The organism is Chelativorans sp., assembly GCF_031180965.1.
Classification (GTDB): domain Bacteria; phylum Pseudomonadota; class Alphaproteobacteria; order Rhizobiales; family Rhizobiaceae; genus Chelativorans.
Window position 1 is genome coordinate 139,531 of the sequence record NZ_JAPSLH010000006.1, and the last position, 17,843, is coordinate 157,373.

A 17,843-nucleotide genomic window follows, 5' to 3' on the forward strand; every position below is an offset into this window, starting at 1 on the left:
GCACCGTCTATAGTCAGGGCATGCACAAGCTCTTCGACCTCAACCACCCGTTCTTCGCGCCGCTCTGGCGGCGGGTCGCGGTCATCATCGTCTGCCTCGGCTGGGGCCTTTTCGAGTTCGCGATGGGCTCTCCCTTCTGGGGAACCCTTTTTGCAGGCCTCGGCGTCTACTGCGCCTGGATTTTTCTTTTCGACTTCAAGCCGCGCATCGAGCCCGAAAACAAGCCAGAATAGGGAAGCACACGGATGACAAGCCTGCTGGTGAAGCCCGCCGGCACCTCCGGCAAGGTGCACGACATCACCCCGCAGTCAGCGGGCTGGGGCTATGTGGGATTCGGCCTTTACCGGCTGAGAGCAGGCGAGGCGGCCGAGGAAGAGACCGGCGACCGCGAGGTGATCCTGGTCCTGGTCGAAGGCAAGGCGGAGATCGCCGCTGACGGAAGGCGTTTCGGTGAACTGGGCGACCGCATGAACGTGTTCGAGCGCCGGCCGCCCCACGCCGTCTACATTCCCAACGGTTCGCACTGGTCGGCCAAAGCCACGACCGACTGCACGCTGGCCGTCTGCTCCGCCCCGGGCAAGGGCGGGCACGATGCGCAGGTGGTCGGCCCCGCTGGCATTTCGCTCACCGAGCGCGGCAGGGGCACCAATACGCGCTACATCCACAATATCGCCATGGAAGATCGCGACGTCGCCGACAGCCTGCTTGTGACGGAGGTCTACACGCCCGCGGGCCACTGGTCGTCCTACCCGCCGCACCGGCACGACGAGGACGATTTTCCCGACATGACCTATCTGGAAGAATCCTACTACCACCGCCTGAACCCTCCCCAGGGCTTCGGCTTCCAGCGGGTCTTTACCGAGGACGGCAGCCTCGACGAAACCATGGCCGTCTCGAACCACGACGTGGTTCTCGTCCCTCGCGGGCATCATCCCTGCGGCGCCCCCCATGGATACGAGATGTATTACTTGAACGTCATGGCCGGCCCCCGCCGTGCCTGGCGCTTCAAGAACCATCCGGACCACGATTGGATCGCGCAGCGGGATAGCGGCAAGTCCTAGTCTTTGGATGGCAGGCACGACTGTCCTTGCGACGTGCCGCAGAAGGTCCTGAACGGCTTTTACACGCCGGCGATTGTAGCGATGCCCGAATCCTCCTGTACTCTCGAACGGTACTCGGGGACGATATGTCGTAGGAGTTCCAGCGCCCGTCCAACATCCTCGCTATCGACCGCTGCTTCCAGACCGGCGAGAGTCCTCAGAAGCAAGGAGCGGTCGATAACACGAGGAGAAGCTACCACATATCCGTCGTCGGTTTTGGCCTCCTGAACCTCCGTCGAATCGAAAAGCTCCTCATACAGCTTTTCGCCAGGCCGCAGCCCGGTAAACACGATGTCGATGTCAACGCCGGGCCTAAAGCCGGCGAGCTGTATCATCCGCTCCGCCAGGTCCACGATCCGTACGGGTTTGCCCATATTGAGGACCATGATCTTTCCGCGTTCCTGCTTCGCCTTCAAGGCACGGGCGGAGGCGTGCAGGACGAGCCTGACGGCCTCAGGAATGGTCATGAAGTAACGCACGATCTGCGGATGGGTCACCGTGACAGGTCCGCCGGCAGTAATCTGCTCTTTGAAGCGCGGGACCACCGAGCCGTTGGAGCCCAGCACATTCCCGAAGCGAACCGTCTTGAAGCGCGTTCTTTCGGAGGCCAGATCCATGGCCTGACAGTAGATTTCAGCCGCTCTCTTCGTCGCCCCCATCACATTCGTCGGGTTCACCGCCTTGTCGGTGGAAATCATGATGAAGGTGGAGGCGCCGTTGGCCACTGCCGCATCAACGGTATTGCGGGTCCCCAGGACATTCGTCTTGATCCCCTCGAGGGGATTCTCCTCGACGAGCGGCACATGTTTCAGCGCCGCAGCATGGAAGACGACCTCGGGCTTGTAGCGCTCGAAGATGCTGTTCAATCGATGCCTGTCCCGCACGCTGACAAGTTGGGTAGCCAGGTCGAGATCGGGGAAGCGCTCACGGATCTCTGTATCCAGCAGATAGGCATTGTGCTCGGAATGGTCGGTGAGGACCAGGCGGCGTGGCTGGAATTGTGCGATTTGCCGCACAAGTTCTGACCCGATCGAACCACCGGCGCCGGTCGCGAGCACAATTTTGCCGCTGATGAGGTTTGCCACGCCGTCTATGTCAGTCTTTACCTCCGGCCGTCCCAGCAGGTCACTGAGTTCGATGGGCTTGGGGTCGATCAGCGTGTTGCTTGTGATCGAGGCGGTTTCAGTGGGATTGGAGATGCGGGTAGTCTTCAGTCCGGCTGATATGGCGACTTCAAGGATCTGGCTCAGCCTTTGCCGGCTGGGGTTGTCTTCGGCAACGACGAGTTCCGTTACGGTGACGCCTTGACGTGCCAAACGGCGGACGACCTCGGGAAGCTCGGCGAGGCCGCCATAGATGCGAACACCCTGCATTGATGGGGAACGGGAGGACTCGTCCAGAATTCCCGCTATCGCAAACCGGCGCTCCCTGGCCCGGCGCGCCGCCCGGATGAAGCTCTCTGAGGCATTGGTGGACCCGAGGAGGAGAACCGTGCGCAGGCCGCTCTCCGCGCGTCGCCGGCCAAGCGGCTTCAGGAGATGGCCTTCGATTGCAAGCCGGTATATGACGCGAGGGCCGGCAAGGCCAGCGATGAGCAGGAAGGTTGTCAGCACCGGCACGCTCCGCGGCACGTTCTCGGCGCGCGAAACGAGGAAGGCTCCGATTGTGTAAACCAGAACCGCGAAAATAGCCGCTTTCGAAAGATTGAGCATCTCCGGGAGCGACACGAATCGCCAGGAACCCCGATGCACCGAGAAGGTGAAAAATGAGATCGCGCTTACAGCCGCGAAAGCTAACGTCTTCTCCTCTATTCCCGGAACCAAGGTGACCATGGAGGGGCTGAAGACTAGCGCATATGCAGCAAGAAAAGACACTGCGGCAATGCAAGTATCGAGAGCGAAGCTCGCCGTCCGCAAGGCTGTCAGGTTCAGCTTTCTGCTTCTCAAAACATGCCTCCGGAACAGTCGAGAGAGAGCATTCGGCGCTCGATGCTTCTGGGCTTCTCGTGGCACTCGTTTTATGTCCACCCGCCAACTCGCTAGCGGATAGCACAATATCTGCAGTGTACAAAGAGGTAATGCAGCCCTCCCTGTTCCGACGGCTCAACTCCCGTCGCCCTAAACTCCCCGTCAGCCCCACTCCCCGCGTACCGGCGGCTCTGCTGGTAGGCTGCTGCGGACAGTCCATCTCGACGATTTCTCCGCTGCTCTTAGAACAACACCGATGGTTTCAGCAGTCTGTTGCAACTCGTTCGGCTTGAGAGTGGGGTGAACTAGGAACATCAAACTCGTTTCGCCAAGTTCCCGAGCGACAACAAGACGTTCCTTTGGCCGCCACGGTGTCCCTTCGAACGCGCGCTCAAGATAAACCTCAGAACAGGAGCCTTGGTAGCAAGGTACCGCGCGCGCCTCGATTTCATGTATGATCCGGTCGCGGCTCCAGCCCTCCGCCAAGTTCTCTGGACGGACATAGGCGTAGAGCTTGTAGAATGCGTGGCGCGACCCGCTTTCATTGCCAGGCAGCGGAGCGCGAATTGGGCCTTCGTCTTCCGCAAAGCGCACGAGCGCCTGGTGGATCAAGGCTGCATTGGCTGCCCGGGCCGCCGTCCACGCCGCCATTCGTCTCAGTTGGATACGTCCGATGGCCGCTTGCACTTCGGTCATGCGCCAGTTGGTGCCGAAGCTGTCGTGCAACCAACGAAAACCCCGCGGATGGCTACGCTCATAGACCGCCTCCCAGCTCTTGCCATGATCCTTGAACGACCACATGCGAGACCACAGGTCGCGATCTTCGGTGGTGACCATGCCACCTTCGCCTCCAGTGCTCATGATCTTGTCCTGGCAGAATGACCAAGCACCGACGTGGCCAATCGTTCCCACCGATCGCCCCTTATAGCGAGCACCATGCGCCTGGGCACAATCCTCTATGACTTTGATGTCGTTTGGTTGGGCCAGTTGCATGATAGGGTCCATGTCGCATGGCCAGCCAGCAAGGTGTACTACGATTATCGCTCTGGTGCGCGGGGTCAGAACTCTGGCAATCGTCTCCGCACTGATATTACCGCTGTCGGGATCGACATCCGCGAAGATCGGAGTCGCACCTGCATTCACCACGCAGGAGACCGAGGCGAGGAAGGTTCGCGGTGTGACGACAACCTCGTCTCCTGGACCTATTCCAAGTCCGTGAAGCGCCAGGTCCAGCGCCACCGTGCCGTTGGTGAGTGCGATGGCATAGCGCGATCCAACCCATTGCGCGAATTCGCTCTCAAAGGCCCGGCACTCTTCTCCGGTCCAATAATTTACCCGATTTGAGCGAAGAACCCGGGAAACCGCCTCCACCTCTTCTTCTGAGAAGGAAGGCCATGGGGAAAAGGGGGTATTGAGCAAGGCTTCACCCTCTATCTAGAGTATCTGAGTGGACGCGCCGGCACGCCAACGTACACCATGTCTCCGGGAAGATCCGTCACGACCGCCGCTCCGACTCCAATAACCGCATCATCACCGATCTTTACACCTTGCCGAACCGAACAGCCTGTCCCTAGCCATGATCGAGCGCCCACCGAGACGTTGCCCGACAGCGTGGCGCCCGGCGCGATGTGGCTAGCAACGCCGATTGTGCAATCATGATCTATCCGCGCACCGGTGTTGATGATTGCGGCGTCGAAGATGTGAGCTCCGGCGTTGATCACCGCCCCTGGCGCTACCAAGACGCCCGCACCCATGGACGCAGAGTGGCTGACGACCGCTGATGGATGAGCTACAGAGGGCGTTTCATAGCCCGCGTGCCGAAGTCGCTCAAAGAGCTCCAGACGCTTTAGGTTGTTCCCGATCGCTGCCATTGCGGCAGGCCATACCTGCACCAACTCTTCCAGCATCGCCATTGGACCAAGAACCGAAAACGGGGCCCGATTGCCGACCCCGCTCTGCGGGTCATCATCAAGAAACGCGATGGTAGTGTACCCACTTGCACGGGCGACATCCGCAACTACACGACCGTGCCCGCCGCTCCCAAGGATCAGCAAAGACCTGCTCATGGCAGTTGGCGTGTGCCGGTGAAAGCCGGCATAGTCGCTTCACCATCCGCCGAAATTCCTGTCCGGGTTATTACTTTAGTGATAGTCATAGCCAGGATCTTCATATCCAGCCAGAGTGACTGATTGTCTACATACCACACGTCGTAGGCGAATTTTTCTTCCCACGAGAGAGCGTTGCGACCGTTGACCTGCGCCCAGCCGGTCAGACCAGGACGCACTTCGTGGCGGCGTGCCTGCTCATTCGAATAGAGTGGAAGATACTCCATCAGCAGCGGTCGCGGCCCGACGAGGCTCATGTCCCCCTTCAACACGTTCCACAATTCCGGCAACTCGTCCAGGCTGGTTGAACGCAAAAAGCGGCCGAACTCGGTGAGACGCTCGGAATCTGGAAGCAGCGTGCCGTCAGCCCGACGCGCATCAGTCATCGTCCTAAACTTCAGCAGTTGGAAGGGCCTCGCGTTCTTCCCGGGCCTTGTTTGACGGAATATTGAGGGGCTGCCCAGCCTCAGGCGGACCAGCGAAGCAATGACGGCGATAAGCGGCAGAAGGAGAAGCAAAAGGAGCGCGGAACCGACAATGTCCACGAAGCGCTTCATTGTGATATCTCCGCAGGCTGAGCTTGTTTCAAGACAGAATGCAGCAACTTTGCTAGAGTTCTTGTCCCCCGATCGAACGACAACTGCTCATTATAAAACCTGCGCGCGTTCGCGCCAAGTCTTGCCAATTCCTCAGGAGGGAGACCGGCCAGATTGCAGGCCGCTTCCGCCAGTCTTTGTGGGTCCTGCGGCGGCACCACGATTCCGCCACCAGCGCGTCGGATCAACTCTGCCGCGTCACCCTCGACTGCCATGATGATGGGCTTGCCTGCAGCCATGTAGGCCTGCGTCTTAGACGGGATGGTGACCGTAAACAGCGGATCAGCCCTCAAGTGCACCAGCAAGCACTCAGCTGCGGAAAGGTATGCCCCGACATCCGCCATGGGCACGCGCGGAAGGAATCTGACATTGCCTAGCTTTTCCCGCTCGACCCTCAATTTCAAGTGATCGAGTTCGATGCCAGAACCGAGCAGCCAGAACTCTATCTCTGGCCGCTCCTCAGCGACGATCGCTGCGGCGTCAAGAACAGAGTCCAGAGCCTGCGCCGCTCCCATATTCCCGGCGAAAAGCACTCTGAACTTCCCGGGGACATTGAAAGCTTCGGGTGTAGTCCCCGTGGACGCCCTTGCGACAGTCTCATCTGCCCAATTCGGGACCACGCTGATTTTAAAATCCGGCACGTCGCGCGCAATGAGCAGCCTGCGGAAACCTTCCGATATGACCGAGATCCTATCAACTCCTCGCCACGTCCAACGGCATACAAGGCCGACGATCCTGAGCACACCTTCGCTCGTGATCATGCCTGTTGCTCGCAATGTGTCGGGCCACATGTCCTGAATATCAAGGACCACCGGTGTCCGCTTAATAATCCGCGCGGCGGCGGCTGCTACTGCGGTGGTGAGAGGCGGGTGGTAAGCATAAATGACATCGCAACGGCGCATGCCAAACGTCAGGTACAGTGTCGCCGAGATGAAGAAGCTGGCGTAGTTCAGGATTCTGCCGAGCTTACTGCTGTCATGACTTGGATAAAGGGCCAACCTCGTAAGCCGAAAGTCGCCGAAATCCTGCCGCTGAATTGGCCGGACGCGGTAGCGGTCATAAACCTTCCCTCCGGGATAATTTGGAAAACCAGTCACGACTTCGACGTCAAACCCAAGTTCGCTCAGTCGGCGCGCAAACGCAGCTCCTTTCAACGCCGGCTCTGGATCGAACCATTGCGTCAGGAAGATCAAACGTGGCTTTCTTGCTTCGGCCTGGTGCCGCGTCATGGCGTCAGGTCATTCTGACGTATGCCGTCCCATGCATTCGACAGTTTCGCCGTGCCTAGGATCAGACTGACAACACGCTCGGAAGTATTCCCTATGCAATAATCGCCCGGCACCGGGTGCGGTTGTCCCGCGGCTTCGCGCTCCCTGAACATGAGGGTTACCGCGTCCACCCCCCTAAGGATTGCCTCTCGGTCCAGACCTGTAACTACGACACAGCCAACATCCAACGCCTCGGGCCGTTCTATAGCGTCGCGGGGGGTAACCGCTGGGAACCCCAGTATCGAAGCTTCCTCTGCTATAGTGCCGCTGTCGGATAGCGCGCAATAGGCTGACATTTGCAGGCGGTTATAGTCATGGAAGCCAAAGGGCTTAAGGAATTGGATTCGGCGATCAGTCGTGCTGCCGAGCGATTGCAGACGTTTGCGTGTCCGCGGGTGAGTAGATACGATCACGGGCATGTCGAAGCGCTCCGCAAGCGCACTCAATACCCCCACCAGGCAGGTCAGGCGGGCGCTGCTATCCACGTTCTCTTCGCGATGTAAGGATACGATGAAGTAGCCCCTGCGCTCCAGCTGAAGCCGCTCAAGTACATTCGATGCTTCTATACGCTCCCGATAGTACTCCAACACCTCGCGCATCGGTGAGCCCGTAAGATAGATGCGCCGGTGCGCGATGCCCTCGGAGAGAAGGTGGCGACGGGCATGTTCGGTATAGACCAAGTTAAAATCGGAAATGTGATCAACGATCTTGCGGTTGGTTTCCTCCGGCACATTCCGGTCGAAGGAGCGGTTTCCAGCCTCCATGTGATAAACCGGTATTTTCATGCGCCGTGCAATGATCGAGGATATGGCGGAATTGGTATCGCCCAGCACCAAGATCGCATCGGGGCTTTCGCTGGCAATTACCCGCTCACTCTCCTCCAGTATCTTTCCTAGGGTATGTCCCAGCGACCCGCCACCCGTGCCCAGAAAATAGTCAGGGCGACGCACACCCAGGTCTTCAAAGAATACCTCATTCAGCTCGTAATCGTAGTTCTGCCCAGTATGCACGATGCGGTGGTCGCAATGTTGGTCCAGACGCGCCATCACCCTGGACAGCCGGATGATTTCCGGCCGCGTTCCAAGGATGGTCATGACTTTCAGCATCGCCATGTCAGTTTTCCCCCACAGGGTCGGCGTACGTATCAGGCGCGGTAGGGTCGAAGACGTCGTGGGTCCAAAACAAGGTCAGCAAGGGTTTGGAGCCAACATTCTCAATGCTGTGGGTATGGAGCGTTGGCATGTCGACTGCGGCAGGCTGCTGCCCGCGGACGCGGTATTCCCATATTGGCCCGCCTAGAACCCGTCGGATGCGTATGATCGCTTCGCCTTCGAGCACGAGGAAGCGCTCAACCTTCTGAAGATGAAAATGGTTGCCGCGCGTTATGCCTGGGTCCGTCCAACTCAGAAAGGTTTGGCCGCCACCCCCCCCCTTAGCCGCTTCGAACAGAACGCCCCGCGCGTCAACATTGAGCTTCAATGTCCGAGGAAATCGGTGTGGATAGAGAACGATACGATAACTATTGAAGAGCTCAACATTAAATGCGTCCGAAAGATCGGGAAAGACGTTGCTTTCGTAAGCGCAATGGAAATCTTCTATGCGGGCCAGCAATTCCGCAACCGGGGTGTGGCGGCCGGGGGGGCGGACAACGCCGGCAACTCCCTCGACGGCCGCGTGGATCGCGATACGGGCTGCCTCTCCCGCGTGGAGAAGTTGCACCTCTGCACCAGGCGAGGCGTTGGAGGGCTCGCCATAGATCACCTGGTGCACGAAAGTAGCGGTGACATTGTTGTAAAACGGCCGGGCCCCTTCACCAAAGATGTGGGGCAATATGAGATCTGTGAAGCTTGGCGCAAAGTCAGATAGAATTTCGCCTGCACGGCGTTTGCTTCGGCCGTAGGGCGTGTCGGATAGCGCGTGAGTCGAGTTCGCGTAGACTATATGGGGACAGGAACCTGCCTCGCGGCAGGCTGACACCAGCGCTTCGGCAATAGCCGGATTGGCGCGCTCCACATCATCGTTGGGCCCGCGGTTAACCCCGGCAAAATGAAGCACCGCGTCAGCCTCGACAACGGCTTTTCGCAAGGATATGGGGTCGGAGAAGGTTGAGTGGTCAACCCTTACGATCGCGAATGGCTCCGGCTCACCTTTGAACCGTGCAGCACAATTGCTCGCGTGCAAACGTACAGCAGCGTGCCAACCGAGCAGCCCGCCGGCTCCGGTGACGACAATACGTCTCATCCTCGCGTTGACCAAGCTTCGAGCTCGGCACGAATCTCTGGAAGTGACAGAAGCAATGCCTTGATGCCGTTTATGTCGAGGCGTTCTGTGTTATGGGAGTGATAATCGTGCTGCTCTACCACGTGTGTATCGCCCTCGCTGAAATAGGCGCGGTAGTTGAGATCACGATCGTCCATGCAAATGCGGTAGTAATTGACCATGTCTTCGCTTTGCGCGAGTTCCTGCGCGCTCACCAGCGTTTCATACAGTTTTTCGCCGTGGCGCCAACCGATTACCTCCACGGGGTGTTCAGGGCGGTCGAACAATTCCTTCAACGCGGTCACCAAGTCTGCGATGGTAGCAGCCGGTGCCTTTCGGACGAAAAGATCACCTTGCCGCGCATGCTGGAACGCATGATGTACCAGCGCGACCGAGTCGCGTAGCGGCATGAGAAACCGAGTCATGGTCGGCTCGGTGATGGTGATCGGCGTTCGAGACTTGATCTGCCGTATAAAAAGCGGAATCGCTGAGCCGCGGGAATACATCACATTCCCATACCGGACCAGTGAGATCGTGGTCGCTGCCGCCGGGCCGAGGGAGCGCGCCACCGCCTGGGCGAGTTTTTCCATCATTGCCTTGGAGATTCCCATTGCATTGACAGGAAACACCGCCTTGTCGGTCGATAGGCAGACGACGTTGCGAACGCCTGCAGCCACTGCCGAGTGCAGGACGTTCTCGGAACCGAGTATGTTGGTACGGACCGCCTCCAGGGGAAAGAACTCGCAGGAAGGCACTTGCTTTAGGGCTGCAGCATGAAAGACATGATCTACGCCAGCCATGGCGCGGTCGACACTGTCGCGGTCGCGTATGTCACCGATATAGAAGCGCAGGCGGGGATCACGTATCTCCGTCCTCAGTGCATCCTGCTTCTCCTCGTCGCGGCTGAGTACACGCACTTCGCCTACACCTGAGCTTAGCAGGTCCCGGAGCATGGTCTTGCCAAACGAGCCCGTGCCACCGGTGATGAGAACACATTCGTATTGCATTGTTCACTGTCATGATTTGCGTTGGTGGGCCGTATACCCCGAGCCGCAGGGCATAGTAAAGCACGAGTAGACCCGCTCAACATTGGTCACCGTGCTTCGGCTCGAGTTCGGAATGCGACGGCGCACGAACCCAGAGCGACTTCATCACGAACATGCAAACGGTTCGCAAGGAAACACAACGTGACGAACTCGGAGGTACATCAGATGCGGGTTAGGTTCTGGCTGGGGAACCTGGATTCGAACCAGGACTAACGGAGTCAGAGTCCGCTGGTCTACCGTTAACCTATTCCCCAGCATCGGCAGCGCGAACCGCGGCACGGCCAAGCTATTTAGCCATACCCCCTCAATAGTCAACCCCGGCTCAAATTGCAAACCGACAAGGTCAAGCCGAGGCAGGTTCTGAGAAGAGCTAGCCGCGGCCACACGACGGCAACCCGTCCAGCCCTTGCGGCGACGAAGCCCTACGCGCCGCCGGAACGGGGGGCGGCGCAAAATATGCCGGCGCGGGTGCCGACGCGTTTCCGCTCGGATGCTATTGGTCGATCACCGCTCCGGTGCTAATCTGCCCACAACGCAAATGTTTAAGCGCCTGCTGCGCGCCCTTGAGGCTGTGCGCGGCGCGGAAGGATCGATGGTGAACAACCACGAGGAAGGTGACGCGCCAGCCGTCGCGGAGCTGCACTGCGACGGCGCGTCGGCGGCAGTCGGCCATTCGGACGCGCCGGAGTTTGCCCCGTCCGCGACGCGTTCGCAGCCGACTCCACCCAAGCGCCGGCGCCGCAAGAGACGCAGGCGCGGCGTCTTCGTGCGCGAGCCGGAGGAGCAAGCTGTCCGTCCGGCGGCAGTGACCCCGGCGGCGGCGCTTCCTGCGGACGTACGGCGCAGCTTCGCCTATGCTGCGCGTCTAGAGCAACAGGACGCTCTTTATGCCGCGCTCGATCTGGGCACCAACAACTGCCGCCTCCTCGTCGCGACCCCGAGCCGGCCGGGGCAATTCCGCGTCGTCGACGCCTTCTCTCGCATCGTGCGGCTGGGCGAAGGCCTCGCCGCGAGCGGCAGGCTGAGCGATGCAGCCATGGAGCGGGCCGTTGACGCGCTTGCGGTCTGCGCACAAAAGCTTACCGGCCGCCAGCTCAGCGGCGTGCGCATGATCGCCACGGAAGCTTGCCGGTCGGCGGCGAACGGGCAGGATTTCCTCAAAAGGGTCCGCCGGGAGACCGGGCTTGAACTTGAGATCATCGATCGGCGGACGGAGGCAAGGCTGGCGGTCTCCGGCTGCGGCTCGCTTGTCACCCGCGATACGGATGGGGTCGTGCTGTTCGACATCGGTGGCGGGTCGTCCGAGATCGCGCTGATCGACCTCTCGCGCCACCGCACGCCGCGGCTTGCCGACCACATCGTCTCCTGGACTTCCCTACCCACGGGCGTCGTGTCGCTTGCCGAGCGGTTCGGCGGGCGGAATGTCACGCGCGAGACCTTCGAAGCCATGATCGCCGACGTGTCGGAGATGCTGGCGCAATTCGACGGCGGCGGCCGGCTGGCCCACATTACCGCCACCGGCCGGTTCCACCTCCTCGGCACCTCCGGGACGGTGACGACTCTCGCCGGCGTCCATCTCGGCCTGAAGCGCTATGACCGAAGGCGTGTGGACGGGCTTTGGATGGAGCGCGCTAGCGTCGATCGCATGATAGAGACCATCCTCGGCTGGAGCTTCCATGAGCGGAAAGCCAATCCGTGCATCGGCTCGGAGCGCGCAGACCTCGTGCTCGCCGGCTGTGCCATCCTGGAAGCGATCCGCCGCCACTGGCCGGCCGAGCGCCTGCGCGTTGCCGACCGGGGCTTGCGCGAGGGCATGCTGAACGAGATGATGGCGCGCGACGGCGTCTGGCGGCGCCGGAAGCGCGTGGAGGCCGAGCCGGCGTGACCAAGGAGAAGAAAGCAGGCTCCGGCGCCCGCCTCCTGAAGACGCGGGTGAAAAAAAAGCGGGGCCTGAAAAGCTCCTCGCGCCGCTGGCTCGAACGGCACCTGAATGATCCTTATGTCCGCCGTGCCAACGCGGAAGGCATGCGCTCCCGCGCCGCCTACAAGCTGATCGAGATCGACGAGCGGCACCGTATACTGGCCCCTGGCATGAAAGTGATCGATCTGGGCGCCGCGCCGGGCGGCTGGAGTCAGGTGGCGGCGGCCCGTGTGAAGTCCGATCCGGCCCGGCCTAACGTCATTGGTATCGATTACTTGGAGATGGATCCGGTTCCGGGCGCGATGATCCTGCGGATGGATTTTCTCGAGCCGCAAGCGCCCGCGCGCCTGATCGAACTCCTGGAGGGGGCGCCCGACGTGGTTTTGTCCGACATGGCGGCTCCCACTACTGGTCATCGGCGCACGGACCACCTGCGCACGATGCAGCTATGCGAGGCGGCAGCCGACTTCGCCATCGCGGTGCTGAAGCCCGGCGGGCATTTTCTCGCGAAAACCTTCCAGGGCGGAACGGAAGCCGAGATGCTCAACCGCCTGAAGCGCAGCTTCCACGCGGTCCATCACGTGAAGCCGCCAGCCTCGCGCGACGAGTCGGTGGAGCTCTATCTCCTCGCCAAAGGGTTCAGGGGCGTGGATCAAACGGAGGAGGGCTGAGAGGCCCGCTCGGCCGCGAGCGCCTGATCCGCTTCCCGAACGGCCCGGCTCTTGTGGCCGGTGACCGCACTGCCTGTGTCGGCGGGCAGCGACAGGAATGGCACCACAGCAAGCGCCGACAGAAGCGCCACGAAGACGAAGGCGTTGACGAAGGCCCCGTGGCCTAGCGGCGCGCCCGTTAGATAGCCGGTAACTTCCAGAACGCCGCCACCGACGGCAACGCCCATGGCGATGCTGATCTGCTGGCTCGCGGCGGAGATGGCCGTGGCCTGCGCCACCTCGCGATCGCTGATCTCGGCAAACACGAGGGCGTTGTTCGAGGTAAAAAAGAGTGACCGGAAGAAGCCGGCCGCCACAAGCACGGCGAAGATCGCGGCATGCGGCGTCGCCGGGGTGAAGAGCGCGTTGGCCCCTATAAGCGCGCTGCCGAGGACGGCCGCCACCACAAGGGTCGGCCGAAAGCCGGCCGTTCTCAGCGCCGTGCTTGCAGCGAACTTCATGGCGATTGCACCGAGGGCGGAGGCGAAGGTGAGGAGGCCTGACTGGAACGGGGACAGGCCGAATCCGATCTGGAACATCAGCGGCAACAGGAAGGGCACGGCGCCGACGCCGATGCGGAAAAGCGAGCCACCGATGATGGCGGCGCGAAAAGCCCTGTTGGAGAAAAGCCGCAGGTCGAGCACCGGATTTGCCGCGCGGCGGGCATGGAGGACGAAGAGCCATGCCATCAGCAGACCCGTGAGCGCGACGGCTATTCCCACCGCCGGCGGCAGCGCAGGCAGGCTAACGACCGAAAGCCCGAAGACGATGCCCGCGGCGGCCAAACCCGCCAACCCGAAGCCGACAAAGTCGAGCCTCTCGCGCGGCTCTGGCGGGAAGTCCGGCAGAACGCGGCCGGACACGGCAATTCCGATCAGCCCGATGGGCACATTGATCAGAAAGATCCAGTGCCACGAGAAATAGGTGGTGATGAAACCGCCGAGCGGCGGCCCGGCAACCGGGCCTATAAGCGCGGGTATGCTGAGCCAGGCCATTGCGGAGATGAGCTGGTTGCGCGGCGTGGCCCTGACGAGGACAAGACGGGCGACGGGGGTCATCATGGCGCCCCCCATACCTTCCACGAAGCGCGCCAGCACGAAGGCGAAGAGCGAGTTCGAGAAGGCGCAGGCGATGGAGCCGAGTACGAAGACCGCGATCGCCATACGGAATACGCGCTTCGCGCCGAACCGGTCCGCCATCCATCCGCTGATGGGGATGAAGATGGCGAGGGCGACCAGATAGGTGGTGAGCGCAAGCTTAAGGGTGACTGGATTGGTGCCGATATCCTGCGCGATCGCCGGCAGCGCGGTGGCGATAACCGTCGAATCCATTTGCTCCATGAAAAGGGCGACGGCGAGCACCAGCGGCAGCGTTCGGTTCAACGGTCTCTTCTCTGTCGTGGGACGGATTTGCCGTCCCGCTAGGGGGAGGGGAGGATGATAAGCCGGCCTTACCACAAATAATGCGTTTATGCAGGGCGGGAAGCGCAGGGACTCCCTTTCAGCGCTACGCCGGAACCCCCGCGCGATCTATCCGTTTCCGACCTGCCGCTGAGGAGGAAGGGGTGAGCATCACCGCAGAAATCCGTCCTGAAGATAACCGCGCGCAGCTCAGCTGTGCCGGCGGCCTGCTCGGCTTCGCCATCGGCGGGTTCTTCGACGGAATTCTGCTCCATCAGATCTTGCAGTGGCATCATCTCCTTTCCGGCCTTGAGGGCGGGCGCTTCGGCGACCTGCGCTTCCAGATCCTGGCCGACGGGCTGTTCCACCTCCTGATATATGTGCTCGCCCTGATCGGGCTTTTCCTGCTGTGGCGTTCGCGGAGGAATTTTGCGGGACATTCGGGCGGCAGGCTCTTCCTCGCGGACGCGCTGATCGGGTTCGGTGCATGGCACGTGCTCGACGGCATCGTCTCGCATTGGATCCTTGGCATTCACCGCATCCGAATGGATTCGGAAATGCCGCTCTTTTGGGACCTGCTTTGGTTCGTCGTCTTCGGTCTTGTTTTTATCGCCGCAGGTTGGCGCCTTCGCCGCCGCGGAGGAATTTTTGAGGGCGGCGGGGCGATGCCTGCCGCGGTCGCGGTACTGGCAATCCTGTCGGGAGCGGCCGCTGCGCTTCCGCCCTCGCAGGGTTCAACTGTCCTTGTCGTCTTCCGCCCTGGACTTTCGCCTGAACAGGCGCTGGTCGCCATAGCTGGAGTGGATGGGCGGCTTATGTGGTCCGACAGTTCCGACCAGGTCTGGGCCGTTGCCTTGCCGGAGGGTGCCGGGGTGCTCGACCTTTATCGCGACGGGGCGCTGCTCGTCAGCGGCTCGCCCGTCCTGGCGGGCTGCCTCAACTGGTTCCGCTAGGCTGGGCGCATTTGCGCAGCATGGGCAGCCGGCCCCGCCTTCCCATCTTGAAGCAGACGTGGTACCAGCCCTTGCCAATCCGCAAAGGGTAACCAGCGAGTCGGCGCGGCGTTTTCAGGGACGACCAGCGCGGATCCCGCATTTTTCAGGATTTGGCCATGGCGAAGATCATCGAGACTCCCACCGGCGCGGAGGCGCTCACCTTCGACGACGTGCTGCTGCAGCCCGGCCATTCCGAGGTCATGCCCGGCCAAACCGACGTCAGCACCCGCATCGCCGGCGATATCGAGCTCAACATTCCCATCCTTTCGGCCGCCATGGACACGGTGACGGAAGCCCGTCTCGCCATCGCCATGGCGCAGGCCGGCGGCATCGGCGTCATCCACCGCAATCTCTCGCCCGCCGAGCAGGCGGAGGAGGTGCGGCAGGTGAAGAAGTTTGAATCCGGCATGGTGGTGAACCCTGTCACCATCGGCCCGGATGCAACGCTTGCCGACGCCCACGCGCTGATGAGCGCGCATCGCATTTCCGGCATTCCGGTCGTGGAGAATGGCGGGCTTGGGGGTCACACCGTCGGCAAGCTCGTCGGCATCCTCACCAATCGTGATGTGCGCTTTGCCTCCAATCCGCGGCAGCCGGTGCGCGAACTGATGACGCATGACAAGCTCGTGACGGTAAGGGAAGGGGTGAGCCAGGACGAGGCAAAGCGCCTTCTGCACCAGCACCGCATCGAGAAGCTGCTGGTGGTGGATAATGCCGGCAATTGCGTCGGCCTCGTCACCGTCAAGGACATCGAGAAGGCGCAGCTCAATCCCCACGCCTGCAAGGATGCCCAGGGGCGGCTGCGCGTCGCGGCGGCGACCAGCGTCGGTGAGGATGGCTTCGAGCGTGCCGAGCGCCTCATCGCCGCCGGCGTGGACATCCTGGTGATCGACACCGCCCACGGCCATTCCCAGCGCGTCCTCGACGCTGTCACACGTGCCAAGACGCTCTCCAATGCGGTTCGCATCATTGCCGGCAATGTCGCGACGGCGGACGGCACGAAAGCGCTGATTGACGCAGGCGCCGATGCGGTGAAAGTGGGCATCGGCCCCGGCTCTATCTGCACCACCCGTGTGGTGGCAGGGGTCGGCATGCCACAGCTTTCCGCCATCATGGCTGCCGTCGAGGCGGCACACAGGCTTGGCGTCTCGATCATCGCCGACGGCGGCATCAAATATTCCGGCGACCTCGCCAAGGCGCTCGCCGCCGGCGCAAGCGCCGCCATGATCGGCTCGCTGCTTGCTGGTACAGACGAGAGCCCAGGCGAGGTGTTCCTGTATCAGGGCCGCTCCTTCAAGGCTTATCGCGGCATGGGCTCAGTGGGAGCCATGGCGCGCGGCTCGGCGGATCGATATTTCCAGGCCGAGGTTCGGGACACGCTGAAGCTCGTGCCGGAGGGCATCGAGGGACAGGTGCCTTATAAGGGCCCCGCGGCCGGCGTGCTGCACCAGCTCACCGGCGGCCTGCGGGCGGCCATGGGTTATGTCGGCGCGCGCAATCTCGCCGAGCTGCGCGAGAAGGCGACTTTCGTCCGCATCTCTGGCGCCGGCCTGCGCGAAAGCCATCCCCATGATGTTACCATCACACGCGAAAGCCCGAACTATCCAGGCGTTTCCTAGGCCGGGTTTCTTCTGAAGGTTTTCTGGGCGCTGAGAGCGTTGTGGTTCTAACGGGCCGGGGCGCAGGCCGTGAGCACTGTCGCCAGCAGCTTTGCCCAATAGCCGGCGGTTTCGCCGGTGATCAGGTCGTTGCGAATCTCGAACTCGACGCAGGGGAGACCGCGCTTTTCTCCATGGACGGGTATCGCGTAGTCGGTGTCGTCGCTGACCTTGTAGGGCTCGTTGATTCCGACCGTATGATCGGTGGTCTCCTGCAGCCATCGCGCTACGGCAGGGGCGAACTCCCGGTCCCGGTTGTAAAGCACGCCGATCTCCCACGGACGCTGTACCCCCAGAAAAACCGGCGTGAATGTGTGGATGGTGGCAAGCACCGTCGGCCTGCCCTCCGCCTGCCGTCGATCGAGGAAGGCGGTCACGGCGTCGTGGAAAGGCCAGAAGATCGCCTCCGCCCGTGCCTGTCGCGCGGCCTCGCTCAGCGCGACATTGCCGGGGATCTGGGTCGCCTCGCTCACCTCCGGCGCAAAGCTCGGCACGTCCGGCCGGCGGTTGCAGTCGCAGACGAGGCGCGAATAGCGCTGCATGAAGAGCGGCGCGTCGAGCATGTCCGAGAGGGCGACCGCCACCGCTCTTGCGCCGATATCCCACGCGATATGCCGGACAAGATCCTCCTCACCGAGGCCTAGCGTGCCGAGCGAGCGCGGCATGAGCCTGCCGGCGTGTTCGCATATCAGCACGAAGCCGGACCGTCCCTGCTCGTTTCGCGTTTCCAGCGGATGCGGCTCGTCGGGGGCTAGGATGATTGTCTGCTTTGGCGCGGTAAGGCTCGTCACGGGCGTGCTCCAGCGGATGTATCAAAT

Annotated in this window: 16 protein-coding genes and 1 tRNA gene; 6 read left to right on the top strand and 11 right to left on the bottom strand. The window is 61.6% G+C overall.

From position 1 onward, the window contains the following. Window positions 1–20 precede the first annotated feature (20 nt). Window positions 21–233 (top strand): DUF3329 domain-containing protein, encoded by a 213-nt coding sequence (locus RIN79_RS06900; RefSeq protein WP_309083901.1) that lies wholly within the window; start codon window positions 21–23, stop codon window positions 231–233. 12 nt (window positions 234–245) lie between these two features. Continuing rightward, window positions 246–1,061, top strand: coding sequence for a 5-deoxy-glucuronate isomerase (gene iolB / locus RIN79_RS06905; protein ID WP_309083902.1), 816 nt, complete (start codon window positions 246–248; stop codon window positions 1,059–1,061). Window positions 1,062–1,120: 59 nt separating this feature from the next. Here iolB and RIN79_RS06910 read toward each other — a convergent pair whose 3' ends face one another. The 9 genes from RIN79_RS06910 to RIN79_RS06950 form a co-directional block, all read right to left on the bottom strand. Continuing rightward, window positions 1,121–3,127 carry a nucleoside-diphosphate sugar epimerase/dehydratase gene (locus RIN79_RS06910; protein WP_309083903.1) on the bottom strand — a complete coding sequence of 669 codons (2,007 nt, stop codon included), beginning with the start codon at window positions 3,125–3,127 and terminating at the stop codon, window positions 1,121–1,123. Between the two features lie 102 nt (window positions 3,128–3,229). Continuing rightward, on the bottom strand, window positions 3,230–4,486 hold the full coding sequence (locus tag RIN79_RS06915) for a DegT/DnrJ/EryC1/StrS aminotransferase family protein (protein ID WP_309083904.1): 1,257 nt from the start codon (window positions 4,484–4,486) through the stop codon (window positions 3,230–3,232). 11 nt (window positions 4,487–4,497) lie between these two features. Beyond that, window positions 4,498–5,133 (bottom strand): acetyltransferase, encoded by a 636-nt coding sequence (locus tag RIN79_RS06920; protein ID WP_309083905.1) that lies wholly within the window; start codon window positions 5,131–5,133, stop codon window positions 4,498–4,500. Beyond that, window positions 5,130–5,729: a sugar transferase gene (locus tag RIN79_RS06925; RefSeq protein ID WP_309083906.1), complete on the bottom strand. Its 600-nt coding sequence runs from the start codon at window positions 5,727–5,729 to the stop codon at window positions 5,130–5,132. Before RIN79_RS06925 ends, RIN79_RS06920 begins: the two co-directional genes overlap by 4 nt. Then, entirely contained in the window at window positions 5,726–6,997 is a 1,272-nt protein-coding gene (locus RIN79_RS06930; protein ID WP_309083907.1) for a glycosyltransferase family 4 protein, read from the bottom strand. Before RIN79_RS06930 ends, RIN79_RS06925 begins: the two co-directional genes overlap by 4 nt. Next, window positions 6,994–8,142: a non-hydrolyzing UDP-N-acetylglucosamine 2-epimerase gene (gene wecB / locus RIN79_RS06935; RefSeq protein WP_309083971.1), complete on the bottom strand. Its 1,149-nt coding sequence runs from the start codon at window positions 8,140–8,142 to the stop codon at window positions 6,994–6,996. Before wecB ends, RIN79_RS06930 begins: the two co-directional genes overlap by 4 nt. Window positions 8,143–8,149: 7 nt before the next feature. Continuing rightward, window positions 8,150–9,277, bottom strand: a complete 1,128-nt coding sequence (locus RIN79_RS06940) for an NAD-dependent epimerase/dehydratase family protein (RefSeq protein WP_309083908.1) — start codon at window positions 9,275–9,277, stop codon at window positions 8,150–8,152. After that, window positions 9,274–10,302, bottom strand: a complete 1,029-nt coding sequence (locus RIN79_RS06945) for an SDR family NAD(P)-dependent oxidoreductase (RefSeq protein WP_309083909.1) — start codon at window positions 10,300–10,302, stop codon at window positions 9,274–9,276. Before RIN79_RS06945 ends, RIN79_RS06940 begins: the two co-directional genes overlap by 4 nt. Before the next feature lie 219 nt (window positions 10,303–10,521). Then, window positions 10,522–10,595 (bottom strand) — tRNA-Gln (locus tag RIN79_RS06950). Between the two features lie 338 nt (window positions 10,596–10,933). Between RIN79_RS06950 and RIN79_RS06955 the strand changes: the two genes are divergently transcribed. Further along, a complete protein-coding gene (locus tag RIN79_RS06955) occupies window positions 10,934–12,226 on the top strand; it encodes a Ppx/GppA phosphatase family protein (protein WP_309083910.1) in 1,293 nt (430 codons plus the stop codon). After that, the gene (locus RIN79_RS06960) at window positions 12,223–12,933 is read left to right on the top strand and encodes an RlmE family RNA methyltransferase (RefSeq protein WP_309083911.1); all 711 of its coding nucleotides are present in this window, start codon (window positions 12,223–12,225) and stop codon (window positions 12,931–12,933) included. Before RIN79_RS06955 ends, RIN79_RS06960 begins: the two co-directional genes overlap by 4 nt. Here RIN79_RS06960 and RIN79_RS06965 read toward each other — a convergent pair. Continuing rightward, window positions 12,915–14,354, bottom strand: coding sequence for a DHA2 family efflux MFS transporter permease subunit (locus tag RIN79_RS06965; RefSeq protein WP_309083912.1), 1,440 nt, complete (start codon window positions 14,352–14,354; stop codon window positions 12,915–12,917). The genes RIN79_RS06960 and RIN79_RS06965 overlap by 19 nt on opposite strands. A 182-nt stretch (window positions 14,355–14,536) precedes the next feature. On the opposite strand from RIN79_RS06965, the gene RIN79_RS06970 reads away from it, so the two are divergent. Both RIN79_RS06970 and guaB read left to right on the top strand, forming a co-directional pair. Then, complete coding sequence (locus RIN79_RS06970) at window positions 14,537–15,325, top strand: DUF2243 domain-containing protein (protein ID WP_309083913.1); 789 nt, start codon at window positions 14,537–14,539, stop codon at window positions 15,323–15,325. 158 nt (window positions 15,326–15,483) lie between these two features. Then, a complete protein-coding gene (gene guaB / locus RIN79_RS06975; protein ID WP_309083914.1) occupies window positions 15,484–16,986 on the top strand; it encodes an IMP dehydrogenase in 1,503 nt (500 codons plus the stop codon). 47 nt (window positions 16,987–17,033) lie between these two features. On the opposite strand, the gene RIN79_RS06980 is transcribed toward guaB, so the two are convergent. After that, window positions 17,034–17,816: an N-formylglutamate amidohydrolase gene (locus tag RIN79_RS06980; protein WP_309083915.1), complete on the bottom strand. Its 783-nt coding sequence runs from the start codon at window positions 17,814–17,816 to the stop codon at window positions 17,034–17,036. Window positions 17,817–17,843: the final 27 nt, after the last annotated feature.